At 44.8% G+C, this 16,791-nt stretch carries 15 protein-coding genes and 1 pseudogene; 6 read left to right on the top strand and 10 right to left on the bottom strand.

What is annotated here, in order from left to right; genetic code table 11:
* Positions 1 to 1,029 (top strand): M42 family metallopeptidase, encoded by a 1,029-nt coding sequence (locus tag Q502_RS01315; protein WP_207759767.1) that lies wholly within the window; start codon positions 1 to 3, stop codon positions 1,027 to 1,029.
* 45 nt (positions 1,030 to 1,074) lie between these two features.
* Here the strand turns inward: Q502_RS01315 and Q502_RS01310 are convergent, their stop codons facing one another.
* From Q502_RS01310 to Q502_RS01290, 5 genes are all read right to left on the bottom strand, one after another.
* Positions 1,075 to 1,500, bottom strand: coding sequence for a hypothetical protein (locus Q502_RS01310; protein WP_099830629.1), 426 nt, complete (start codon positions 1,498 to 1,500; stop codon positions 1,075 to 1,077).
* Positions 1,501 to 1,589: 89 nt separating this feature from the next.
* Positions 1,590 to 2,153 (bottom strand): multidrug transporter, encoded by a 564-nt coding sequence (locus tag Q502_RS01305; protein WP_099830628.1) that lies wholly within the window; start codon positions 2,151 to 2,153, stop codon positions 1,590 to 1,592.
* Complete coding sequence (locus Q502_RS01300; protein ID WP_099830627.1) at positions 2,150 to 2,911, bottom strand: ABC transporter ATP-binding protein; 762 nt, start codon at positions 2,909 to 2,911, stop codon at positions 2,150 to 2,152. The genes Q502_RS01305 and Q502_RS01300 overlap by 4 nt, the downstream gene beginning before the upstream one ends.
* Positions 2,911 to 4,257, bottom strand: a complete 1,347-nt coding sequence (gene dnaB, locus Q502_RS01295) for a replicative DNA helicase (protein ID WP_165775398.1) — start codon at positions 4,255 to 4,257, stop codon at positions 2,911 to 2,913. The genes Q502_RS01300 and dnaB overlap by 1 nt, the downstream gene beginning before the upstream one ends.
* A 12-nt stretch (positions 4,258 to 4,269) precedes the next feature.
* Positions 4,270 to 5,391, bottom strand: a complete 1,122-nt coding sequence (locus Q502_RS01290) for an alanyl-tRNA editing protein (RefSeq protein WP_099830626.1) — start codon at positions 5,389 to 5,391, stop codon at positions 4,270 to 4,272.
* A 114-nt stretch (positions 5,392 to 5,505) separates the two neighbouring features.
* Between Q502_RS01290 and Q502_RS01285 the strand changes: the two genes are divergently transcribed.
* The 5 genes from Q502_RS01285 (at position 5,506) to Q502_RS01265 (ending at position 12,162) form a co-directional block, all read left to right on the top strand.
* Positions 5,506 to 6,543, top strand: a complete 1,038-nt coding sequence (locus tag Q502_RS01285) for an ABC transporter ATP-binding protein (protein ID WP_099830625.1) — start codon at positions 5,506 to 5,508, stop codon at positions 6,541 to 6,543.
* Positions 6,540 to 7,712 carry an ABC transporter ATP-binding protein gene (locus tag Q502_RS01280; protein WP_099830624.1) on the top strand — a complete coding sequence of 391 codons (1,173 nt, stop codon included), beginning with the start codon at positions 6,540 to 6,542 and terminating at the stop codon, positions 7,710 to 7,712. Before Q502_RS01285 ends, Q502_RS01280 begins: the two co-directional genes overlap by 4 nt.
* Entirely contained in the window at positions 7,709 to 9,433 is a 1,725-nt protein-coding gene (locus Q502_RS01275; protein ID WP_099830623.1) for an ABC transporter substrate-binding protein, read from the top strand. Before Q502_RS01280 ends, Q502_RS01275 begins: the two co-directional genes overlap by 4 nt.
* An 85-nt stretch (positions 9,434 to 9,518) precedes the next feature.
* Positions 9,519 to 10,490, top strand: coding sequence for an ABC transporter permease (locus tag Q502_RS01270; protein WP_099830622.1), 972 nt, complete (start codon positions 9,519 to 9,521; stop codon positions 10,488 to 10,490).
* Between the two features lie 10 nt (positions 10,491 to 10,500).
* The gene (locus Q502_RS01265) at positions 10,501 to 12,162 is read left to right on the top strand and encodes an ABC transporter permease (protein ID WP_099830621.1); all 1,662 of its coding nucleotides are present in this window, start codon (positions 10,501 to 10,503) and stop codon (positions 12,160 to 12,162) included.
* Here the strand turns inward: Q502_RS01265 and Q502_RS01260 are convergent.
* The 5 genes and pseudogenes from Q502_RS01260 to Q502_RS01235 all read right to left on the bottom strand — a co-directional run bounded on the left by Q502_RS01260 (position 12,159) and on the right by Q502_RS01235 (position 16,762).
* Positions 12,159 to 12,395, bottom strand: a complete 237-nt coding sequence (locus Q502_RS01260) for a hypothetical protein (RefSeq protein WP_099830620.1) — start codon at positions 12,393 to 12,395, stop codon at positions 12,159 to 12,161. The genes Q502_RS01265 and Q502_RS01260 overlap by 4 nt on opposite strands.
* Before the next feature lie 154 nt (positions 12,396 to 12,549).
* Positions 12,550 to 14,034 (bottom strand): annotated as a pseudogene (locus Q502_RS01255) (IS5 family transposase); the annotation flags it as partial.
* Between the two features lie 672 nt (positions 14,035 to 14,706).
* Positions 14,707 to 14,928, bottom strand: a complete 222-nt coding sequence (locus Q502_RS01245; protein WP_099829131.1) for a hypothetical protein — start codon at positions 14,926 to 14,928, stop codon at positions 14,707 to 14,709.
* A gap of 90 nt (positions 14,929 to 15,018) precedes the next feature.
* Positions 15,019 to 15,447, bottom strand: a complete 429-nt coding sequence (locus tag Q502_RS01240) for a hypothetical protein (protein ID WP_099829130.1) — start codon at positions 15,445 to 15,447, stop codon at positions 15,019 to 15,021.
* A 55-nt stretch (positions 15,448 to 15,502) separates the two neighbouring features.
* Positions 15,503 to 16,762 carry a hypothetical protein gene (locus tag Q502_RS01235; RefSeq protein WP_099829129.1) on the bottom strand — a complete coding sequence of 420 codons (1,260 nt, stop codon included), beginning with the start codon at positions 16,760 to 16,762 and terminating at the stop codon, positions 15,503 to 15,505.
* Positions 16,763 to 16,791 lie beyond the last annotated feature (29 nt).

The raw sequence follows: 16,791 nt of genomic DNA, 5'->3' as shown, positions 1-16,791 counted from the left end.
TTGAAATACAGCGAGATGTACATTGTGAAGAAACTAGTCGATCTAGCCAACATACCAAGTCCATCCGGATTCACCAACACCGTTATTGGCTATCTTGAGTCTGAACTGCAGGAATTGGGGTTCAGTCCGCGAAGAACAAGAAAGGGAGCTCTGGTGGCAGAGCTCGGCGGCAAAGGAAGACCTCTGGTGTTGGCTGCACACGTTGACACGCTTGGGGCTATGGTTAAATCCCTGAAGCCGAATGGCCGGTTAGAGATAACCAACGTTGGCGGATTCACAATGAATAGCATTGAAAACGAGAACTGCGTAATTCACACGAAAACCGGAAAATCCTTCACGGGAACAATCCAGTCCATATCACCTTCCGTTCATGTCTTTGAAAACGCAAGGACTCTTGAACGCAAGATATCAAATATGGAAATCCGGGTAGACGAATTGGTAAGAAGCGAAGAAGATCTTAAAAACCTTGGTATTGAAGCAGGGGATTTCGTTTCATTTGATCCTAGAGTGATGGTTACCGATAGTGGTTTTGTGAAGTCAAGACATCTTGATGACAAAGCAAGCGCAGCAATCCTTCTAGAGTTAGCAAAGAAAGTCTCTTCTGGCGAAGCGATCTGCGGAAGAAAAACTTACTTGTTTTTCTCGAACTATGAAGAAGTAGGACATGGCGCATCGGCTGCGATGCCAGATGATTGCGAAGAGATAATCTCTGTTGATATGGGAGCGATAGGCGATACTCTGAAGACCGATGAATTTGTGGTTTCGATATGTGCTAAGGATTCGGGTGGACCTTACGATCACTCAATCGTTAAGGGATTGATCGAAACTGCAAAGAAAGTGAAAGCCGAATACTCAGTAGACATCTATCCCTTTTATGGATCTGATGTGGAAGCATCTCTGAGAGCCGGATACGATGTCAGGTTTGGACTAGTCGGTCCCGGAGTTGAAGCCTCTCACGGATACGAAAGGACTCATTACAGAGCGCTCGAAAATACTTTGAAGCTTCTTAAGGGATATATTGAAAACTGAGGCGCAAAAGCGCCTCAGCATTACTAGTTCTCCGCAACCATAGTTCTAGAAAACTATCTTGCCCTTCTTGTTACCTATCTCCTGACCAAGCTGGTTAACAAAACCGGCAGGAGCAACATCGATTACTTTGCTCTTCTCAGCTTCCATAGCTTCCTGAAGCTTCTTTCTGTAGGCATCCATTTTCTCTCTGAGTTCAGATACGTCCCCTTCAAGCCACCCATAGATACTTTCTGTAAGCTTCTCAGAAATCGCCTCTATTTCGTCGTTTTCTTCCATCATTCCTGCTTCTTTTGTTACCTCCAGCTCTTCACTTACTGCCCTCTCAACATCATCTTTCGTTAGCTGAGGAACGGCCGACTTTACCAAACGCATAGCGATGTTTGTTCTGAGTCTCAGATCATCTATGGTTGCCTCAAGATTATCTACTCTGGACATTATCGCACCCAAGAATTGATCAAGTGAAATCTGCATTTATTATTCAGCTCCTTTCAATGGTTTCTTATAACGATTTTACTACTTATAAAGCCAACTATAGTTAAGCTCATGTTTTGCTTGTAATCTCAGCCTTTCTTGTCGAATCGATATCTGATTCTAATAAGCCATAGGGACAAAACAACAACAAGGAGGAAAGCAGTAAGGTCGCCAGAGGCAATTTGGAGAAGCCAGAAAGAAGGAAGATATCCGCTGGTAAACAGAGAAGATTTCAGAATTGACGGAAATACCCAACCTATTATAAGCGTGGTAGCTGCAATGAAGACTGCTACAGATTTCTCCTCTATTCTCCTCAGCTTTCTAAATGGAAGAAAGGAAAACGAAGCGAGTGAGATCACTAAGGCCATAGATGAAACAAAACCAAGAATTGAAAAGAGACTCCTGTTCCAGCAGATCAACAACGAAATCAAGAGTATCAGGACAGATGGCTTCTTTAGAACTCCCTTGGCACTATCAGTAAGCATATCTTTTGAACGTATGTTCTTTTCAAACTCCTGTCTGTAGACGACTATTCCCATAAGAATCGATAAAGGCATCAATCCGGCTGAAAGTGAGGCTTCCCAGAAGAAGAGCTGAGAGATTGCTATCGATCCAACAAGAATCTCGTGCAGAAATGTCAGAAAAACCCTCACTCTTCCTCCTCCAGACTCTCTATCAAGGCCTTCACACTGTTATCACCGGTAATGTCCAGGAAGAGATCCTCAAGACTTGACTCCACACTGCCGAAGCTTTCTTTCAGATCAGAAAGCGTGCCTTCTGCGATCATCCTACCTCTATCGATAATTCCAATTCTGTCGCACATCTTTTCCGCTACTTCGAGCACGTGAGTTGTCATGAATACAGTTGCTCCCCTATTTGCAATGTTTCTAAGCCATGCTTTCAGCTTCCCTGCGCTTGAGGCATCAAGGCCAACGGTTGGTTCATCGAGGAATATCACAGATGATTCTCTCATGAGAGCAATGGCAACCATGAGTTTCTGCTTCATCCCATGAGAGTAATCTCCTATGTACTTTCCAAGGTAATCGATCTTGAACGCGTCTGCCAGGTTTCTAAGCCTTGATATGGTCTCTTCGGGTTGAAGCTTGTATATGTCGATTATGAACTTCACAAATTCTATTCCCTTTAGATTTTCGTACATCTTGGGTTCATCCGGAACAACAGATATTATCTGTTTGATCTCCATGAGGTCTCTTTCAATATCGAGCCCCGCAATTCGTATACTTCCCGAGCTAGGAGCAATTACTCCGGTCAGCATCTTTATAGTAGTTGTCTTGCCCGCGCCGTTTGGTCCAAGAAAACCGTATATCTCTCCTGACAATACTCTCAGATTCAGATTATCAACGGCTGTTAGATCCCCGAAACGCCTTGTCAAATCAACTGCTTCTATCATCATTCTTCTTCAAACGCCTTGTCGTAAAAAGTTGCCGTTTTTGGATGGAACATCAGTTCTATGGTACCTACCGGACCATTTCTTTGCTTTCCGATTATCACTTTGGTAACCTGTGGAAAATTGCTTACATCGCTCTTATCTTTGTAATAATCATCACGATAAAGGAACATCACTGTGTCAGCATCTTGTTCAATAGCTCCAGACTCACGGAGATCACTAAGACGCGGCATCTTATCTTCTCTTTGCTCCACCGCTCTGGAAAGCTGCGAAAGTGCAACGACGGTGATGTTCAATTCCCTTGCCAGGAGTTTCATAGATCTCGAGATCTCCGAGATCTCCTGCTGACGGTTGTCGGATCTGCCTTTCGTATGCATCAGTTGGAGGTAATCGACAAATATGACCTGAACGTTGTGCTCCATCTTGATTCTCCTCGCCTTTGCTCTGAGCGTTCTGGGATCAAGGGATGGTTCATCGTCTATAATTATAGGAGCCGTCTGCAGGGTACTGGCACCATTTGTCAAACGTTTCCAATCTTCAGTGCCAATATCTCCTGCCCTGAGGCGAGATAGTTCAAAATTAGTGACATTACACAGAAGTCGCTGTGCAAGCTGTTCCTTCGACATCTCAAGACAGAAGACAGCTACTGGCAACTGAAATCTCAGAGACATATTGGTTGCCAGACTAAGAGCAAAAGCAGTCTTTCCCATCGATGGGCGTGCAGCAACAATAACTAAATCCGACGGTCTAAATCCTGTGGTAACTTCATCCAGTTTCCTGTAACCAGATGCGATACCCGTGATCCTACCGGTCACCGCATTCTCTTTCAGCCTTTCAAGATTCTGGAATAGCTCATGCATTATCTTACCAATATGCTGATACGTCTTCGAAATCTGCGCCTCTGTAATCTGGAATATCGCTTTCTCTGCACTGTCAAGGATCTCGTCTGTTTCTTCTCCCTCATATGCGTTTTCAACTATCGAGCTGGCCGCAGTTATCAGCGATCGCAGAAGAGCCTTCTCCTTTACAGTCTTGCCGTAATAAAAGAAGTTGGCAGAGGTTGGAACGACATCCGCGAGTTTGGCAAGCTCGATTTCGCCTCCCATTTCTTCGAGCACTCCGCCGGTTCTTAGTCTTTCAGTAACTGACACAATATCCACCGGACTCCCCTCATCAAACAACTTCTCCATTGCGGAGAAGATCAACTGGTTCTTTCGAGAGTAGAAATCCCTACTTGTGAGAAGCTCCATCACATCCGGGACCACATCTGGATCAATCAAGATGCTCCCTATAACAGCCTCTTCAGATTCAATACTATTCGGAGGAATTCTCGTCTTCAATTCATTCACCAACTCTTCCAATTATGAGAAGTTCTTTAGAATAAGCTCCTTTACCGCTGAAAAATCTCCTTCGAAAAGAAACTGCCCTCTATCCTTACCAGAACCACCTCTAACTTCCAGTTCTTCCTTGACTCTTGTAAGGACCTCCTGACAGTCAAAGCCTTTACCAAAAAGCAGGAATCTATCATTTGCCTTTCCAATAATAAGATACTCTTCCAGTGTGACGAATTTGGTAATTGCAGCTAGAACACTCTCCTCTTCTTCAAGAAAAGTAATCCTCGATCGCGATCTATCAATATCTTCCGCTATATAATGACCTAGTCTTTCAGAGAGGCTTCTTATTATCGAATTGCTTGCTTTGAGCTCGCCTATTAAGGATTCGATCCGATTCGGCAGATCGGAGTATTTGCAGGTGAGAAATAAAGCCGACTTGGTTGTGAGATTGTGTTTTGCGACATAGTCATCTAGGGCTCTATTTCCCGCGGCGAAGAAGACTCTGGTGAGAGAACCCTTGACTTTCTCGCGTTTCAGGACTTTCACGAGCCTAATTTGCCCCGTCCTCTCAACATGAAGACCCGAGCAGGCGCTTACATCTATCCCTTCAATCTCAATCACTCTGATGTCCTTGTCACTTTCGCTGATTCTCTGATCTATCTCTTTCCTCAATCCCAACTTCTGAAGCTGAGATCTTTTGACACTGAAGCTTTTTACTGGAAGATTCTCACCGATCAAATCGTTGCAGATTCTCTCAACGTGAGAAATCATATCATCTGTGAGAACACCAAGCGAAAGGTCGATTGTCGTGTGTTCTTCCCCCATCTGAAACCCAACGGTTTCGGCATCCAATTCTCGAAGAAACACTGCCGATAACAGGTGCTGCGCAGTGTGCTGCTGCGAGATGTCCCGTCTCCTCGTCTCATCGATCCTGATGTCCACCGATTCACCTCTGTCCTTATCTATTATTCCATCTACTTTGATAAGAATCTCATTATTCGACTCATTTACTGACAAGATATCCAGTCCGTCCACTTTTCCACGATCTCCAAGTTGTCCTGCTTCTCCGTCAGCATACACATTACCGTAACATATCTTGACGTAGGTAGTACCTTCTCCAAACCATATTTCCCTTACTGCTTCTAACATACATCGCCCCCGGCCACTTGATATTATGTGCAAATATATGTAATAATTATACAGTAAGCATTTACTTAACTCCGTGGGTGATAATTCGAGAAAAATGAATATGGGGTGATTTGGTTGCAGGAAAGGCCAATCCTTTCGATAAGGAATCTATCTACTCATTTCAGTATGGCAGAAGGAGTTGTTAAGGCCGTTCAAGATGTCTCTTTTGATCTTTATAGAGATGATGTCTTAGGAATAGTTGGAGAGACCGGTTCTGGAAAGAGCGTAACAGTCAAAACAATAGCCGGAATGGTTGATAACCCAGGCTTTATTGCTGGTGGCGAGATTCTCTTTTTAACCGACGAATTCAGTAAGAGCGGTGAAAAGGATTATATTGACTTGGCAAAGCTTCCGAAAGATAGTTTCTCCAGAGTCAGAGGAAAACACATAGGGATGATCTTTCAAGACCCTATGACCTCCCTTGACCCGATGTACACAGTTGGTAACCAGATGATAGAGACCATTGTTCATCACAAGAAAGTTACCGAAGAGGAAGCAAGAGAACGATCGATAAAGCTTCTCGAACAGGTGGGAATTCCTAAGCCTTCCGAACGAATCGATGATTATCCCTTTCAACTCTCCGGGGGACAGCGCCAGAGAGTAGTAATAGCGATAGCGCTGTCGTGCGATCCTGAAATCCTGGTTGCCGATGAGCCTTCAACTGCTCTAGACGTGACAGTTCAAGCTCAGATTTTAGAACTGATGAAGGATCTTCAGGAGCAGTTCAACAGCAGCATGATTTTCATTACCCATGATCTCGCAGTAATCGCTGAAATTGCCACGAGAATCAGCGTTATGTATGGAAGCTATCAAATGGAAATGGCGGACTCTCTCGAAATCTTTGACAGTCCGATGAATCCATACACATTTGCACTTCTTGAGTGCATTCCAAGACTTGATATAAAACAAGATAAACTCCTTCCTATTCCTGGCCAGCCGCCAGTTATGTTGAATCCACCCGTGCTATGCCCATTCCTTCCAAGGTGCTCAAGAGCAACAGACAAATGCTACAAAGAGATGCCACAGCTTGAGCAAATGAAGGATAATCATTTCGTCAGATGCTGGAACCCAATTACTAACAAAGTATTGCTGGTCAAGGAGGCTCAAGAATGAAGCTTCTTGAAGTTAGAAATCTGAAAAAATACTTTCCAGTCAAGCAAGGATTCCTCATCGAGAGAGTTGTAGGATTCGTCAAGGCAGTTGATGATGTGTCTTTCTCGGTAGATAGAGGAAAGACAATCGGTATAGTTGGAGAATCGGGTTGTGGCAAGACTACAATCGGTAAGTCGATTATCCGCCTTCATGAAGTGACTGATGGAGAGATGCTCATTGATGAAGAAGACACCACTTTCTACTTCATGAAGAAGCGAAGGGCAAAACAGTATCTGAAAGAGAAGTATTTCGATACGGAGAAATTTAATAATGGTGACGGAGTTGGTTTTGAGCCTTTCGAAAAGAAGATGTACGAGATCTACAATAGTGTCAATAAGGACTCTTCCAAGGCAATCGATATTCTATTTGATAAGTCAGATCACAAGAAGAAGCTTCTCAGGCAAAAGGCACAGATAGTATTTCAGGACCCAATGTCTTCTCTGAATCCAAGGATGACAGTTGGGCAGATGTTAACTGAACCACTCCTTTTTCACAAACTTGCAAAAGACCTTGACGAAGCAGTTGAAATGGTGAAGGAACTGCTTGTAAAAGTCGGTCTTAAGCAATATCACGTGGACAGATATCCGCACCAGTTCAGCGGTGGTCAGAGGCAGAGAATAGCCGTTGCAAGGGCTATCAGTGTAAACCCCGATCTCATCGTTCTCGATGAGCCGACTTCTGCCTTGGATGTTTCGGTTCAAGCTCAGATAGTCAATCTCTTTGAGAAACTGCAGGAGCAGCTCAATGCAGGTTATGTATTTATCTCTCATAATCTTTCTCTGGTAAGGTTTATTTCTCAAGAAGTCTCTGTCATGTATCTTGGTAGGATCGTAGAGCAGGGCAATAGTGAGTCGATCTTCAGCAGCCCATTGCATCCTTACACAAAGGCGCTCTTGGCGGCTGCTCCAATACCCGATCCAAAGAAGAAACGTAACCGGAAAGACCTGGTTGGCGGACAGGTTCCCAGTCCAATAAACAGACCGTCTGGCTGTTTCTTCAATCCGAGATGCAAGTACAGAATGGATATTTGTACCAAGGAATATCCGCCCATGTTCAAGGCGGATGAAAACCATTATGTTGCGTGCCATCTTTATTCCACATCTCATGAACAAGGAGGGGAAAGTAAATGAAGAAACTCTTAGTGCTTCTCGTAGTACTCATTGCTGTTGGAATCCTTTTCGCAGCTCCCGAGTATCACGTAGAAGAGACATGGAACGGCAAGCCCGGAGGTACTTTCTATTACTGGGGCTTGGGAGATCCAAAGACATTTAACTATGACTGGGCACAGGAAACTAGTTCAACAGATCCTCTAGGATTCATACTGGCAACTCTTATTGAAGCCGATGAGGGTGGTATGCCGTCGCTTCCCGGTCTTGCAAAAGACTGGTGGTTCTCTGATGACGGATTGACTTTCTTCGTGCAGATAAGGGAGGGCATTCAGTGGTCCGATGGAGCACCATTCACACTTGACGATGTTTACTGGACATTCGTAAATGTTTCCTTTGTCCCGGAAAACACGGCAAACGGCAACGGGTCCTATCTGGATTCTAACGACCAGCTTCCAGTGGTCGAGATCGTCGATGACACAACGATCTCCTTCACCTGGACAGTTCCCCAGGTAACGGCCCTTAGGCAGATCGGCTTCCGCCCCATCATGCCAAAGCATGTGCTCGAGGAAGTTGTCGCCAACGGTACCTATCCGGAATTCTGGACGATCGCTGACTTTGACAAGCTAGTCGGAATGGGACCCTTTGTTATTACCGATTACATCGAAGGCGTCAGAATCGTTTTCGAGAGAAATCCATATTACTGGAAAGTCGATGGCAACGGTGTAAGATTGCCATACTTCGATAAGCTGAATTACGAGCTTCTCGCCGACCAGAATACCTCTCTGCTCAGATTTGAAGCAGGACAGATCGATCTCTACGGACCGACTGCCGAGCAGTTCCCGAGGCTAGCAGAAATGGCCGCAGATAAGGGCTGGATAACCGGTGTCGGTGGTCCCGCTCTCGGCTCGCAGTTTATTACCTTCAACTTCAACAACCCAGATCCCGTTAAGCGAGAATGGTTCAGAAACGATGGGTTCAGAAGAGCTTTCGTCTACGCGATGGATAGAGACGCTATAATTGAATCTCTATACAATGGGCTTGGCTCTCCTCTATACGGTCCGGTCTCTCCATCAAGCGGTTTCTACTACCCTGAAATCGAGAAATTCGATTACAAGTACTCAATAACAAGAGCCAGACTTCAGCTCAGGAGAGGCGGCTTCGACTGGCTTCCAGATGGAACCTGTGTTGATGCAAATGGAAACCCGATTGAGTTTGAGCTCACTACAAATGCTGGAAACGTAGTCAGAGAGGCAATAAGCAACATCATCGTCGATGGTGCTGCAAAACTTGGAATTAAGGTCAATTTCAGACCTATTGACTTCAATACCGTTGTTTCAAGACTGACAGATGCGACCTACGACGCTGTCGTCATTGGACTCACCGGTAGTGTTGACCCCGGAACAGGCTGGAACGTTTACAGGCTTGACGGCGGACTGCACTTCTGGAACTATCCTCCGGACTACAATCCTGACGATCACATAACTGAGGACATGTACATTCTCCCCGACTGGGAGAAGAGAGTCGATGAAATCTACAGACTCCAGACGTCAGCGGTTGATCCACAAGACAGATATGACCTATTTGCTGAATTCCAGATGCTCTTTGCTGAGTATCAGCCACTTGTGTTCACAATTGCACAGAACTTCCTTTATGTCTACAAGAACAATATTAAGATGCCGGTAGAAAAACTAACACCTGCAACAGGCCTGCTATTCCAGTTAGAAGGCTGGTGGAAAGAGTAATATCTTGATTCTCGTTGCGGGAGGGTTTCCCTCCCGCTTTTCGTATCATCGAGAGACTTAGTGTGAGTTTTGAGGAGGGAATAAGGTGCTGAAATATATAGTTAGAAGGCTGATTCTAGCAATTCCGGTTCTGCTCGGAGTCTCTATACTGGCCTTCATGATTATATCCGCTGCCCCCGGTGATTTCTTGGATGCATACAGGTTAAACCCTTCTATTTCGAGAGATCAGATAAAGGTTCTTGAGAATCAATTTGGCCTTGATCAGAATGTATTCGTGCAGTATTTCAAGTGGTTGGGCAACGTTCTTACAGGGAACTTCGGTTATTCATTTAGTTACAGGATTCCTGTCTTCGAACTGGTTTTCAGGAGACTGGGAGCAACTCTTCTGCTTAGCATCACCACACTGATTTTTACCTGGGGAATCGGCATTCCTCTTGGCATATATTCAGCCCTTCATCAATACTCGCTCAGTGATCAAACTTTTGCCTTCCTTGCATTCATTGGTATTTCTATTCCAAACTTCTTCTTTGCTTTGCTATGGCTCTTTATGGCGGCGAAGACAGGGTGGTTCCCAATAGGAGGATTGATCTCGCAAAACTTCAACGAACTGAGTATTATCGGCAAGATCGGTGATTATCTCTGGCACGTGGTCGGGCCAATGGTCACCTTGGGTACTGCTGGACTTGCCGGTCTGATGAGGCAAATGAGAGGCCAGTTGCTCGACCAGCTGAGGCAAGACTATGTTCTTTTTGCTAGGGCAAAGGGAATGCCTGAGAAGAACGTTATCTACAAGCACGCAGTTCGAAATGCTATCAATCCTATAGTCACAATGTTTGGATATGCACTTTCTGGTTTGCTCGGCGGCGCAGTTCTTACAGAGACGGTTTTCGGCTGGCCAGGAATGGGAAGACTAGTCATTGAAGCCCTGAATGCTCAGGATTTGTTCCTTGTCATGGCCACGTTGCTCCTTTCCGCTGTCCTTCTGGTAGTCGGCAATCTGCTGGCCGATCTTCTGCTTGCATGGGTCGATCCCAGAATTCGTTATAGACTGAGCTGAGGGGTGTAAAATGAAGAAGAAAAAAACCAATGATAACAATACATTGAAAAGTGCTGAAGTCAGTAAAGAAGATCTCTTTGAAGTAAAGTACATGAGTAGATGGCAGCTTGTGTGGAGAGCTTTGAGAAAGCACAAGTTGGGGATGATTTCTTTATGGATCCTGATAATCATGTACATCATAGCATTGCTGGCCGACTTCTTGTCCCCTACCAACCCTTATGAACAGACACAGGGACTTTCTTTTGCGCCACCTTCAAGAGTTCATTGGACCGACGAGAGCGGTAAGCTTACTGCTCCTTACATTTACGCCTGGGTAATGGAAAGAGACCCCGAAACGTACAGAACAACATTTGTTGAAGGTGTTTCTATAGGTTCGATCACTGCGTTGGATAGGTCAACTGGCACAGAAATCACTTTCACAAAGGGTGAAGACGGGGTAATAGATATATTTCTTACCATAAAAACGGTTAGATATGCTCTTGACGCAGAAGGCAATAGGGCTAATCTGGGACAACCCGACTACTCGGTTATCCAGAACATCAAGCTGAGCGAACTGGAGCTCTTCGAAAAGATGATGGTCAGTGAGACTTCTAATAGAACCACCATAGATTCCCTTAGCCCAAGCAGGTTCAGAGAACTTCAAAGGATTGGGCCGCCAGTAAAAGTCGTAACTGAGCGATCTCTTCACAGAGTGTTTGCTCAAAAGGAAGCAGAAATCAAGGACATTGTTCTCGAGGCTATAAGTATTTACAATGAAGTTATCGACATTGATGGAGAAGACGTTGAGCTAGCAAAGGAGTTTCTAGCCGAGCTCGAAATCTCACCTAATCTTCTTGGAGTAGTCGTCGAACCCGAAGTTACAGAGTACGAAACTGTTAAGTACCCGATCAAGTTCTTCGCCAAGTCCTGGGATTACAAGCTCTTATGGTTATTTCCAACTAACATTCACTTATTCGGAACAGACCAGCCATCGAAACTCTTGTTGTTTGGGGCAGACAGATACGGAAGGGACGTATTCTCCAGGATTCTTGCTGGGTCTAGAATCTCTATGAGTATTGGACTTCTTGCCATACTTATCACTTTCTCTCTTGGACTTTCGATTGGAGGTGCCGCCGGATACTTTGGTGGTATTACCGATGAAATTCTCATGAGGGTCACCGAGGTTCTGATGTCGATACCCAGTTTCTATCTCTTGATCTCGCTGCGTGCGATTCTGCCTACAAGTATACCTTCGCATATGACTTATCTCTTGATAGTTGTAATTCTGAGTTTTATTGGTTGGCCCGGGATGTCAAGGGTAATCCGAGGCATGGTTCTGGGACTGAAAGAGACAGAGTTCGTTCAAGCAGCAGTTGCTATGGGTTATCCATCATCACGAGTTATTTTACGGCACATAATCCCGAACACGGCAACGTACATTATCGTTGCAGCAACTCTGTCGATACCCGGATATATTCTTGGAGAAGCAGGCTTAAGTTTCCTTGGGCTGGGAATAACTGAACCTTCGGCAAGCTGGGGATTGATGTTGTCGCAGGCACAAAGTATAAAGGCAATGACAGAAGCTCCCTGGTTACTAATACCGGGGATATTCATATTCATTGTTGTTATGGGCTTCAACCTCCTCGGAGATGCGCTGAGAGATGCTCTCGATCCCAGATCTCTAGGGTACTAGACCTTTAAGAAGCTAATAGACTGGATTTTAAGCGGGTCGAATGACCCGCTTTCTTTAAGCGATATTTTATCCCCTACGGACTCGTTTTCAGAAGAAAATACATTCTCATCAGAAGCAACGGTTTGTGTAACCAGGTCTTTCAGGTTCGCGAAAACAATAACAGTAACTCCACTCTGTAAATTCCAGCCGCTCCTTCTCTCTTCCAAGCAGTCAAAAACAATGTGTGTTCTCATAAGAGACGCACCTCAAGCTCGGAGCGAAATCTAGTTAGGGCTTCCTGAAAAACTGCTACCTTGTTCCTGTTAAAGAGGTCGTCATGTTCAAGAGAGTAGTAGTTGGCTCACAATATGTGGATTTTGACCAGGAACACCCTCGAAATTGCTCCGAATCCCTCCGATTTCTCCCCAGAATAGCCATCGGAAAAATGAAAAAAAATAAGCCCCTCAACCAGCGGGCAAGGTTCATTGCAATCATCGCAAAAGCGATCATGGTTTCGCTTGTTTCTTTCACCTTTCCCCGGATAAGCCCCAGTCCATATTTCCGCTTTCCTTCTCCAATCTTGCCTTCAACTGCGTTCCTCACTCTTGCATCTTGTATCATGATCTTTCTCTCTTCTTTCTGTATCTGTGGGTTCTTCCTTCCCAGTCTCGGACCGGTAATCCTTATCCCTCTTTCCTGGCAATAACGTATGTTCTCACGGTTACGATACAGTTTGTCCACCAGCACCACTTCAGGATAGTAACCATAAGTCTGGCGGTATCGTTCTACGCTTTCTTTCATGGTTGCTCTTTCATTGAAGTTCTCCCAGCTCAGCTTTTCAATTTGAGCAAGTCCGTTGACTACACTGATTGCTATCTTGGCTCCGAACTCCGTGGGGCTTTTCTTCTTCCCTCGCTTGATAGGGCGTATATGTGGTTGACTGATGCTGACTATTCGATGATCGATTCTGCGAATCTTTGTCTGGTACATCGTGCTTTGCTGATTGTAAAGTGTTCGGATCGTTTCCAGTTCTTTTCGTTGTTTCTGGTTCAATGTGTCTTGTGATTGTTGTCTCAAAATCTCTTCGATGATTTTCAGGTCTCTTTTGACATATCTCAGTTGTTTCCCTATGGCTTTTCGCATCTGTAAAGCTCGTAACTTCGGCTTTTTCGCCACAACCAGGTATTGCATGCGGGCTTTGTTTCTGTATGTTCGTGGCTTCTTTGGCTTGTCTTCTCGTTGATCTGCCTTGTAGAGGGTGTCGATGATTCTTTCAAGTTTTTCTCTCCCCTCATTCAACAGCCTCAGATCGGTGGGATATTGTATGTCACTGGGAGCACAGGTAGCATCCAGTAACAACGTCCCTTTGTTGGGACTGGATTCATCGTTGTGTTGCTGCGTGTTTTCCTGGTCGTTCTGTTTTGTAATGTCGCCATCGTTATCTCTGGATGAAGGCGGTTCTTCTTTTGTTGGTCTTTCAGCTCTTTGGATGTATTGTATGATCATGTCGTTGATGTCTTTTGCATTCTCAAAGCCAAAGCGCCTTCTGAAATGCACCATCATGGATGCGTCAAACAATGGAACCACCTGGTATTCTTTCATTCCCAGAAAATACTGCAAATACGGGTTCTCCGCAACCTGTGCTGCTGTCTCTTCATCGGTGTAGTTCTTCATCGCCTGTATTACCAGTGCACCAAATGCGATCCTTGCACTCTTTGCAGGTGCTCCCATTCCAGAGTCTGCAAACAATTTAGCATATCTGTCTTCAATCTCTTTCCACGGTATGATCTCACTCAGTCGAACCCATTGATTCTCTTTTGACAGTACTCTTGTCAGTGATCCTCCGAATCCAACCATTTCCATCTGGTTCTCTTTATGTCTCCTCAGAAACATCTTCGTCATCACCTCGGTGCAAGCTTTTTGAGTCTATACCTTGTTTTCCCTTGCACCATTATACCACACTATTCGCCTGTACTTCACTATTCATGCGCGTTGTGTGCTTTTTCAGGAAACCCTAGTTATGCAGATTCTGAATGAAAAAGAGGTAGTCTTAAGACAGAGATTAGGCCATCATCCGTGAAGAATTTTTCTGCTTTCTTTCGGGAATCCCTGACATAATCGGAGAGATTACCTTTATCCAGAAAGCATATTGCAGTCCAGTCCAGTCGATAGCTTGCTGCTAAGAATCTTGATAAAGTGAGCATCATCACTTATACTGTCCAGTATAAGTGAGCGACCGAGTATCCTGCAGTCAAGCTCGGATCTCTCACAGCTGCTTGCCTGGGATCCAATTTAGGGGGAATGAATTCACCTGTTTGGGGGCTATCTTTCCAACAACACCTGCTAATTCCTTGGCTGTTTCTTATAATTGTCCCAATAAGATTTGGCTTCATATACATAAACGATCTCAGTCATCTTATTGATCTGCCTAATGATGAAGATAATCACCTCTCTTTCAACAGACAGAAAGGGCTGATCCTTATCCACAAACCTATACTGGTTCAGAAAGTACTTTTTCTGAAAACTCTATCGGTCTTCTAAGAAGTATTGAAGCTAGTTGAAATGTTACTTCGACCTTTTTTCAATATTAAGTGAGATCATAGCAGCCGGGGGAGTCTTATCGGAAGTAAAACACCAACATAGTCTGACAATAGTTGTAATCACATTATTGAAAGTTGCTAATTCTACAAGCCCTAACAAGTAAGCGTTCAAAATCGATTGAGCATCAACTTTCGACTTCTCAGACTTCCAGATGAAGTCGATCATTGAGTGATAGATGTTTCTCACAATCACTCCTCGAACAAGTCAAGTCTGATTATTTCCTGTTTTCCACCAGTTCACAGGCCAAAGCGATACTCTTCTTGAAAGTTAGCCTCTCTACTCCTCCTCCTTTTCTCCAGAGACTATTATCATAAGTACTATTAGCGCCGCCATGACAAAGACGATTACTCCCGGCAACAGGTAGCCAATAATCGTAAAGGCAAGAGAAGAGGGGATGTAGTCTCTCAGAGGAGTCAGCCACCAGGTGAAGCCTCCTGCAAGGCTCTCTCTGATATATAGAAACAGAGTGGCGGCAAGCAGCAGCTCTTCAAAGATCGGCAGAGCAATTCTCTTAGCAAGAGAACAATACTGAAGGAAGAAACCGGTAATAAACAGAGCAAATGGAAAGAGAAAGTCCATAATGTCTATATCAATGCTCTTTCCCTCCAGCAAAGAATTGACAACCTGCCCACCTCCAAATAAGAGTGCAATGACTACCGCAACTATCATCAAAAGGTTTCCCTGAAAGATGTAAATGCCCCGCATACGATCACCTCAAAAAAAACCGGCCCATGTTGGGCCGGCCTCTATTTAACAACGATCAGAACTTATAGCTGTAGAAGATTCCTGCAAACCAGCTGTCTGCTGCATCAAAGACATCGACACCAGCATTGAACACTAGTCCAGGAAGCTCGAACAACGGGAATGCAAGGTCAAGAGCAAGCTTCTTTGTCTCATCCAGGAAGTAGTATCCACCGATAACGGATAGACTTGGCTTGAACCCACCCATAACCAGATCAAGTCCGGCCTCGACCAAAACAGATATATCTTTCATGTCGGCCAGGACATCTCCAACGATCTTGTAACCGAAACCAGTCTTATTACCATCATTCTTCGTAGTGAACTTTCCTGAACCTACGTACACATCAAGTGTCACAGGGTCAACCGCCCAGTCGAGAGACTTGACCAAGAAACCAAGAGTCATGGCTTGAGTTGCGGCTCCGACATCATAATCGTAACCAAACTTCACGCCTGCCCAACCGATTCCAGACTTGGAAATAACCGGCTGTATCCAAGTTGCGATAGAGTTTGCAGCAATGTCATAATTAACATCGGCAGTAATTTCCAATATGCCAATCCCGTATCCAATGCCAAGACCAACATACTGACCCTTTGCGTCTGAATATCTTGCGTAAGGATTGAGTGAAAGCAGACCAATGCTGAACTCATAACTTGCATCTACTACATAATTAAATGTAGCTGCACCTAGAAGATCCGTCGCCTTCACGCCACCTGATATCACCAGACCTGCCAATGGAGTTACCTTTGCTTCGGCAATTACATCTTCGCTCCACTTAAGAGCCGTAAGACCAGTCTGCGCGGCAAAAGAGAATATATCCCATGAACCCCTAACTGCTATCTTGTCAGTGGCGCCTTCCTGAGTTGCGAAGCTAAGACCGAGTTCCTTAAGTGCAAGGACGAAAGTCTTATCTGCTGCGTCATTGTCGTACCACGCGAACCAGTTCAACCTGTTATCGCCGGTAGCAAGCGACTTAGCCTTATACCAACTTGCCGCTGCTTTGTCATTCTCGACAGTGAAGTAATTCAGACTTGCAGTACCATTTGTCCCGCTAGCCATTTCGAAAGAGAAATTAACTGTGAGCTCCGCGGGAAGCCCGGTCAGAGCCGCACCGAAAGTAACTGACAATTTGCCAACAGAAAGGTCGGTATCAAGTCCGTCCTTATCAAGTTTAACATGACCCATCAGTGTCCCTGTCAGTTTAGGGCTCAAAGTTATGGTAGCAGAGAAAGCAACCGAGATGGCCAGAAGTACCACTAAGATTCCAACAAGCTTCTTCATGCACACTTACCCCCTTTATAAGAGTGTTT

The sequence above is a fragment of the Mesotoga sp. Brook.08.YT.4.2.5.2. genome (genome assembly GCF_003351125.1).
Lineage (GTDB): Bacteria > Thermotogota > Thermotogae > Petrotogales > Kosmotogaceae > Mesotoga.
This window is presented reverse-complemented; position numbering and strand designations above follow the sequence as displayed.